Source organism: Variovorax sp. RO1, from assembly GCF_002849325.1.
Lineage (GTDB): Bacteria > Pseudomonadota > Gammaproteobacteria > Burkholderiales > Burkholderiaceae_C > Variovorax.
Genome location: NZ_PKMT01000014.1, coordinates 1 through 1,745, shown reverse-complemented (window position 1 = coordinate 1,745; position 1,745 = coordinate 1). Strand labels below are relative to the sequence as shown.

Below are 1,745 nucleotides of genomic sequence, written 5' to 3'. Positions count from 1 at the left end.
ACCCGTGGACAGACTGGAGATGCCACTGGTCGCAGTGCTCAGACCGCTCGACGTAGACGTCGACAAACTGTCGATGCTGCTTGTGGCCGTGCTCAGACCGGACGAGGTCGATGTCGACAAGCTGCTGACGTTGCTGTTGGTCGTGCTCAGGCCGGTAGACAAGCTCGAGATACCGCTGGTCGCCGTGCTCAACCCACTCGATGTAGACGTCGACAGGCTGTCGATGCTGCTCGTGGCCGTGCTCAGACCCGACGACGTCGAGGTCGACAGGCTACTGACGTTGCTGTTCGTGGTGCTCAGACCAGTGGACAAGCTGGAGATGCCGCTGGTCGCCGTGCTCAGACCAGTCGATGTAGACGTCGACAGGCTGTCGATGCTGCTCGTGGCCGTGCTCAGACCCGAGGACGTAGAAGTCGACAGGCTGCTGACATTGCTGTTCGTGGTGCTCAGACCAGTCGAGAGGCTGGAGATACCGCTGGTCGCCGTGCTCAAGCCCGATGACGTGGACGTCGACAGGCTGTCCAGGTTGCTGTTGGTCGAGCTCAGGCCGGTAGACAGGCTGGAGATGCCACTGGTCGCAGTGCTCAGGCCCGACGACGTCGAAGTCGACAGGCTGCTCACATTGCTGTTCGTGGTGCTCAGACCGGTCGACAGGCTCGAGATACCGCTGGTCGCCGTGCTCAGGCCACTCGAAGTGGACGTCGACAGACTGTCGATGCTGCTCGTAGCCGTGCTCAGACCAGAGGACGTCGAAGTCGACAAGCTGCTGACGTTGCTGTTCGTGGTGCTCAAACCCGTGGACAGGCTGGAGATACCGCTGGTCGCCGTGCTCAGGCCGCTCGAAGTGGACGTCGACAGGCTGTCGATGCTGCTCGTGGCCGTGCTCAGACCCGAGGACGTAGAAGTCGACAGGCTACTGACATTGCTGTTCGTGGTGCTCAGACCAGTCGACAAGCTCGAGATGCCACTGGTCGCGGTGCTCAAGCCACTCGAGGTCGAAGTCGAGAGACTGTCGATGCTGCTCGCGGCCGTGCTCAGACCGGAGGACGTCGAGGTCGACAGGCTGCTGACGTTGCTGTTCGTCGTGCTCAGGCCCGTGGAAAGGCTAGAGATACCACTCGTTGCGGTGCTCAGGCCACTCGATGTGGACGTCGAAAGACTGTCGATGCTGCTCGTCGCCGTGCTCAAACCAGACGACGTAGAAGTCGAAAGACTGTCGATGCTGCTGGTAGCGGTGCTCAGGCCTGACGATGTCGAGGTCGACAGGCTGCTCACATTGCTGTTCGTCGTGCTCAGACCGGTGGACAAGCTCGAGATACCGCTGGTCGCCGTGCTCAGGCCCGAGGACGTAGAGGTCGAGAGACTATCGATGTTGCTTGTAGCCGTGCTCAGACCCGACGACGTCGAGGTCGACAAGCTGCTCACATTGCTGTTCGTGGTGCTGAGACCCGTGGACAGACTGGAGATGCCACTGGTCGCAGTGCTCAGACCGCTCGACGTAGACGTCGACAAACTGTCGATGCTGCTTGTGGCCGTGCTCAGACCGGACGAGGTCGATGTCGACAAGCTGCTGACGTTGCTGTTGGTCGTGCTCAGGCCGGTAGACAAGCTCGAGATACCGCTGGTCGCCGTGCTCAACCCACTCGATGTAGACGTCGACAGGCTGTCGATGCTGCTCGTGGCCGTGCTCAGACCCGACGACGTCGAGGTCGACAGGCTACTGACGTTGCTGTTCGTGGTGCTCA

At 61.0% G+C, this 1,745-nt stretch carries 1 protein-coding gene; it reads left to right on the top strand.

Annotation, left to right across the window (positions count from 1 at the left end):
• Positions 1–19: 19 nt before the first annotated feature.
• Positions 20–1,745, top strand: a 1,726-nt coding sequence (locus CY658_RS33215; RefSeq protein WP_374221151.1) for a hypothetical protein, incomplete at its 3' end; no start/stop codon positions are given.